The sequence below is a fragment of the Candidatus Binatia bacterium genome, from assembly GCA_036504975.1.
Lineage (GTDB): Bacteria > Desulfobacterota > Binatia > UBA9968 > UBA9968 > JAJPJQ01.
On the sequence record DASXUF010000113.1, the window covers coordinates 21,280 to 27,538 of the forward strand.

Annotated in this window: 6 protein-coding genes; all 6 read left to right on the plus strand. The window is 60.3% G+C overall.

Annotated elements, in window-relative coordinates; all coding sequences use genetic code 11:
- Positions 1 to 94 precede the first annotated feature (94 nt).
- A complete protein-coding gene (locus VGL70_15335; GenBank protein HEY3304896.1) occupies positions 95 to 547 on the plus strand; it encodes a MarR family transcriptional regulator in 453 nt (150 codons plus the stop codon).
- A gap of 124 nt (positions 548 to 671) precedes the next feature.
- A complete protein-coding gene (locus VGL70_15340; GenBank protein ID HEY3304897.1) occupies positions 672 to 1,892 on the plus strand; it encodes a (Fe-S)-binding protein in 1,221 nt (406 codons plus the stop codon).
- 2 nt (positions 1,893 to 1,894) lie between these two features.
- Positions 1,895 to 2,632 carry a hypothetical protein gene (locus VGL70_15345; protein HEY3304898.1) on the plus strand — a complete coding sequence of 246 codons (738 nt, stop codon included), beginning with the start codon at positions 1,895 to 1,897 and terminating at the stop codon, positions 2,630 to 2,632.
- A 174-nt stretch (positions 2,633 to 2,806) separates the two neighbouring features.
- Positions 2,807 to 4,351, plus strand: coding sequence for a hypothetical protein (locus VGL70_15350; protein ID HEY3304899.1), 1,545 nt, complete (start codon positions 2,807 to 2,809; stop codon positions 4,349 to 4,351).
- Positions 4,348 to 5,343 carry a class II aldolase/adducin family protein gene (locus tag VGL70_15355; GenBank protein HEY3304900.1) on the plus strand — a complete coding sequence of 332 codons (996 nt, stop codon included), beginning with the start codon at positions 4,348 to 4,350 and terminating at the stop codon, positions 5,341 to 5,343. Before VGL70_15350 ends, VGL70_15355 begins: the two co-directional genes overlap by 4 nt.
- The coding region (locus VGL70_15360) for a class I adenylate-forming enzyme family protein (GenBank protein ID HEY3304901.1) at positions 5,319 to 6,259 on the plus strand (941 nt) is incomplete at its 3' end. The genes VGL70_15355 and VGL70_15360, both read left to right, overlap by 25 nt.

Here is a 6,259-nt window from a genome sequence, read left to right on the forward strand (position 1 = left end):
CGGAGCAAAGAGCGGGAGGAAGGACGATAGACGTAGAGCGCCAAGCGCTAGGCGGCGGTTGCTTTTTGGCAGGCCTGAGTCTAGACTTTTTTCCGTGCTGGCGAACAAGAGACCTTTTTTTGCCCGCTACACCACCTCGTTGTGGATTCGTTTTCTCCGCTTTAATCTCGTCTCCAATAAGAGGCTGCAAGACGATCTGGAGCGGCTCGATCTCACGCCGCCGCAGTTTTACGTGCTCGCCACCATCGGCTACGCCGGCGGCTTACCCTTCGGCGAGATCGGCGAAAAGATGATGGTCACGGTGAGCAACCTGACCGGCATCGTCGACCGCCTGGAGGAGAAACGCCTCGTGGTGCGCGAGCGCGATGCTCACGACCGCCGCGTGGTACGGGTCACGCTCACTGACAAAGGACTCAAGGTCTACCGGAACACCATCCCTCTCTTTGAAAAAAGCATTTCCCAATTTTTCTCGCCCCTCAACAAAAACCAGCAGAAAGAGCTTGCCGCGCTCCTCCGCAAGCTGATCCGCGTCACCTCGACGGCGTAAAAAATAGTTTCGAGTTCCGAGTCTCGGGTTGCGGGTTTAACGCGAAACACGAAACTCGAAACTCACGGTAGCGGTGAGCGTTGACTCTTGAATTCTACGGATATAGTTTACGTGTTAACTATCTATGGCCGAGAAGATTAAAACCCTGTCTGGCCTCGAGCGCGTGAAGCGCTGGCTCTACGCCAAAGACATCGAAGAGCGAAGCTCGGGTTGCGTGCTTTGCGGCTCCTGCTACGGCCACGGCCCGATCAATCCGATGGAAGACGAGCCCGGCCCAAAAACTAAATGTCCGCCGTATGAATTCTACCGCTTCCAGCGCCACACGCCGAAGTCGCGCTGGCTCATGTCACAGCGCGTTTTTCACGGCCTTGACGCGATCACGCCGGAGCTGAAAGAAGTCGTTTACACTTGCACGACCTGTCTCATGTGCCAGGAGATTTGCGGCGTGCGCAATGACGGCGCCGGCCCGTGGGATATCACGGTCGCGATGCGCGAAGAGATCGCTGAGAAAGAAGGCCCGCTCGAAGCGCATCGCCCGCTGCTCGAAGGTCTGAAGCAGCACAACAATCCCTGGGCGCAGCCGAAAGAAAAGCGCGGCGCGTGGGCCGATGGACTGGGTTTAAAAAAGTTAGGCGACGGCAAAGCGACGACGCTCCTCTTCGCCGGTTGCTCCGCCGACCGGCCCGAAGGCCGTGCCGGCGCCGTCGCCCTCGCCAAGCTGATGAAAAATGCCGGCGAAGATTTCGTCATCCTCGGCGAGCGCGAGAGCTGCTGCGGCCTGTACGCGCGCGATCTCGGCTTTCGCGACGAGTACGCGCGCTTGCAAGAGGGGAATCTGAAAACCGTCAGGCAAGCCGGCATCCGCGCGATCGTGACGGCGTGCGGCAGTTGCCGCCGCATCTGGGGCGAGTATCCCAAAGAAGAACTCAAGGACGTGAAGGTTTTGCACGCCGTCGAGTATCTGGAAAAGCTGGTTCAGGAAGGGCGGCTCCGCTTCAATAAACCGATCAAGAAAAAGGTCGCTTATCACGATCCCTGCCATCTCGGCCGAGGCGCCGGCGTTTACGACGCCCCGCGAAATATTCTCCGCGCGATACCCGGCGTCGAGCTGGTGGAGATGCCGCGCAACCGCCGCTGGTCCTGGTGCTGCGGCGGCGGAGGCGGCGTGCCGGAGGCGTTTCCGGATCTCGCCAAATGGAACGCCGAAGACCGTCTGCGCGAAGCGAAAGAGACCGGCGCAGAGTTGGTTATAACGACCAGCGCCGTCTGTCTCCGCAGCTTCGCTCTCGCCGAAAATCCTCTGCCGGTCCAAGAATTGCTGGAGTTCGTCTCCCAAGGTCTGTAGCCATGATGAAAGAGCCGCACTTCACTCCGGCCCGGATGCTCTCGATGCTGGGCCTCAAATCCGACTCTCTCGGCCGCTACGCCTTGATCCCCGGTCCGAAAGAGCGGAGCGATATGATCCGCGGCCTGCTCCAGAACCCGAAGAAAAATTTTTCTTTTCTCGATTACGAGATGTACACCGGCGCTTACGACGGAAAACAAGTGACGGTCGGCAACGGCGGGCGCTATGCGCCGGATACGGCGATCACGACGGAAATTCTCTGCGCTGGCGGCGCCGAGACGCTCGTGCGCATCGGGAGCTGTGGCTCGCTGCAAGACAAGATCAAGGTCGGCGATCTGGTGATCGTGACCGGCGCGCGCCGCGGCGAGGGAACCACGGACTATTATGTGGCAAAAAATTTTTCCACGGTCGCCGATCCCGGCATCGTGAGCGCGCTGGAACGAGCGGCGAAAAACGCCGGCGTGCGCTATCATATCGGCTCGGTTTTCACCACCGACGCGCTGTTCCAGGAAACGCCCGAGCTGATCGGCGATCTCGAGCGGCAAGGGATCGCCGCCATCGACATGGTCACTTCGGCATTCCTCACCATCGCGCAGGTGCGCGGCAAGAAGGCCGGCGCCATTCTCGCGGTCTCTGACGAATGCCTTTGTGGAAAGTTCGGCTTCCGCGATCCCGCCTTTTTGCAAACGGAAGAGAAGATGGTCGAAGTCGCCCTCAAAGCCCTCCAGTACATGGATTGATTGGCCTATGGAGACGCTTTCATTATCAAAGCCCGCCTGGGAGCCTCTCTCCGGTCCGATGCGATACGTCTGTGTTACGCGGCACGAGACTTCTAAGGGAAAATCTGGAGTACGCTTGACGCTTCTTGTCCCACGCATCTTCCCTTCGAGAGACTCCCAGGCAGGCTTTGGCGGATGAGCCTTCTTCAACGGCTGAATATGGAAGCCAAGCAAAGCCCGCTCTTCCAGCCCGTTCTGTGGGAAGGCGGGCGCTTCAAGATCCTCGACGAGACGCTGCTGCCCTGGAAGAGCGACTATATTGAAGTGAGCGATCTCTCCGAGGCGCTTAGCGCCGTTAAGGAGATGAAAACGCGCGCCTTCGGGCAAGTGTTGACCTTTTTTTACGCGGCGGCGCTCGTCGCGCGCGGCGGGGACGGGCGGAGCGGCGCGGCTCTCAAAGAGCGTCTCGGGCGCCTGGCGGATGAGTTCATCGCCGTGCGGCCGACTTTCGACTTCAAAGGCCTCGCCGGATACTACGAGCCATGGTTCGAGCGGATGCCCGCCGGCAACGACGCGGGCGGCTGGTTCGAAGGAAAAATCCATGAGCTGGTTTCCGGGGTCATGAAGTCGCGCTCGCAGAGAGCGAAGAATGCCGCCGAGCTTTTGCCCGAGTCGTGCCGGCTTCTCACCCACTGCAACGTCAGCGGCGAGATCGTCGCCGTCGCGCGTTGGTGCCGGGCGATGGGAAAAAAATTGCGCGTGATCGCGACCGAGACGCGGCCTTACCTTCAGGGGTCGCGCTTGACGGCATGGGAGTTGGCCGAGGCCGGCGTCGAAGTGGAATTGATTCCGGATTCGGCCGTGGCTCAGGTCATCGCCGGCGGCAAAGCCGACGCCGTGTTGGTGGGGGCGGACCGCTCGGCGCGGAACGGCGACATCATCAATAAGGTGGGAACCTATCCGATCGCCGTCGTCGCCAAGGAATACGGCGTGCCGTTCCATGTTCTGGTCCAGCCGCCGGGCAACCTCCAGAGCGGCGACGGAGTCGAGATCGAAGAGCGGCCGGCAAGCGAGCTGTTCGAGTTGCAGGGCCGCTCGCTGTTGGAGGGGCCGATCGCAGGCCGCTATCCGGCGTTCGACGTGACGCCGGCGCGACTGATCTCGCGCCTGATCGATTTCGACGGCAACTATACGACCGAGAGCTTCAGGCAAAAATATCAGCAGGATATTTCAGCCGAACAGGATAGAAAGAAAAACGGGCCGAGCTACCTGTTGATTTACGGAATACCCGAAGCTTCAGGCTACAGCTTTTTAGGCCACGCGCTTGCGGGCGAAGATGCGCAGCACATTTTATTGCCGGAGATGCGTCCCGAGCTGTGGGGATTGCACGTCATCGCCAAAGGGCTCACGCAGCAAAACGTTCCGTTCAAGCTCATCTCCGACAACATGATGGGGACGTTTTTCGCTCAAGGAGCGATCCGGCGGGTCTATCTTTTTTATACTGAATTCGCCGACAAGGGGCCGGTCGGGATCTCGGGCTCGCTCTACGCCGTCCTGCTGGCGCGCGCGCACGGCGTTTCGGTCAAGCTGCTCGCGTCCAAGCCGGTTTCGGCGGCCGCGCTCGATCGCGACGTCTCGACCTTCATGGGCGAGCGCGTCGTCGGCGACGGTATTGCGATTCCCCCGGTTGAAAAAGAAATCATTCCCTGGGACCTGTTCAAGGAGAAAACGGTGGCATGAAATCGATCGAGCGCGACATAATTCGCTGGGGAAAGCTGCTCTTCGAGCGCCGGCTCATCAGCGGCTGGGGCGGCAACTTGAGTTGCCGGTTGGGAAAAAATCGCCTGCTCATCACCGGCCAGCATGCGCCGCTCGGATTTCTCGAACCGGAAAATTTGGTCGAGATCGATTTCAACGGCCGGCCGGTGAAAAAAAAGCGCCAGCCGTCGAGCGAGACGCCGATGCATCTGGCGGTCTATCGCGGCACCGACGCCCGGGCGGTCATTCACGTCCATCCTCCCGCGGTGCTGGGCTTCTCGATCTCGCGCGAGAGCTTCGTTCCCTTGAGCTTCGAGGAGAAATACACGATCGGCGAGGTCGCCATCGTCCGCCAGGATACGCCGACGGTCACCGATCCGAGGGAAGTCGTCGAGAATTTAAAGCTGAGTCCGGTCGTGATCATCCAGGGCCACGGCACGGTCGCGATCGGCAAAGATCTGCAAGAAGCGTTTCTTCTGACCGATCTGCTGGAAGAGGCGGTCCAGTGCCAGCTTCTGGTGGATCATTCCGGAGCGCCGGATGAATCGGCGCCGCGCCCGGCGGCCAAGCCGGGCAAGGCCAAACAACAAACAGGCGGCCATGCGCTCTTCTCTCGCGAGCACATGGAGGCGCTCATCGAGAGCGCCAACTCGGACCCGCAGTGCCAACAGCAGGGCAAAGAGGGAAATCTAACGACCACGCTCACGCTCAGCATGGAAGGAGCGGCGACTCCCTGGACCGTGCATTTCGATAACGGCGCGATCACGCGCCTCGACGCCGGCGACGGCGGCGAGTTCGCGATCAGCGGCAAGCGGGAGTGGTGGGAGGCGGTTTTTCGCGGGCGGCTCGATCCGTTTCTCGCGACGCAGCAGGGAAAGCTCAAGCTCGAGCGCGGCGAGCTGTGGAAGCTTTCCAAATGGTTCAAACCTTTTCAGAGGTGCTTTGCATTATGGCAAACGATACCCATTCGCTAGCTTTTTTCCCCGGTGAAGTTCTGGCGGCGACGGCGCGGAAACATCCCGAGCAGGTCGCGCTGATCTTCAAAGATGAAAAGTTGAGCTTCGGCGCGCTCGATCAAAAAGTCTCGGCCCTCGCCGCAAATCTTTCCGACGAAGGCGTCCGGCCCGGAGACCGCGTCGGTCTCCTGCTTCCCAATTCGATTTCTTTCGCCCTAGGTTATTACGCGACGCAGCGCATGGGCGCGGTCACCGTCGTGCTCGACGCGCGGCTCAAGGGCAAGGAGCTTTCCGGAGTGCTGCGTGACGCGGACTTGAGCCTGCTCATCACGCACGCGCGCCTCGCGCCGGACGCGCGCGAAGCCGTTCACGAATCAAAAAAAATTCCGCTTTGGATCGTCGAGGGCGAGGGCGCCGAAAGCTTCGAGAAGAGGCTCGAGCCGGCGGCGAAAGATTTTCCTCCGTCGAAACGCGCGCCGGAGGACGACGCGCTGATCCTTTATACTTCCGGGACGACGGGAGAGCCGAAGGGCGTGGTTTTGAATTTCATCAACCTCGCCCAGTTCCCGCCGTGCATGGCGCGCATGCACCACACCAACGCCGATACGGTTTGGGGCTGCATCCTGCCGATGTCGCACATCTCCGGCCCGATCTATCTGAACGAGATCGCCGATAAAGGCAGCCGCATGGTGATCTTCGACCAGTTCAATCCCGTCACCTTGCTCGAAGGCATCCAGAAGCACCGCGTCACGATCTATCACGGCGTGCCGATCATCTTTCAGCTCATGCTCGGCCTGCCGAACCTGAAAGATTACGACACGAAAAGCGTCGAGTTGGCCAGCATGATGGGGACGACCGTGCCGCTCTCGCTCATGCGCGCGTTCAAGAGCGCGCAGCCACACGTCAAAGTCATTCAAGGCTACGGCCTCACGGA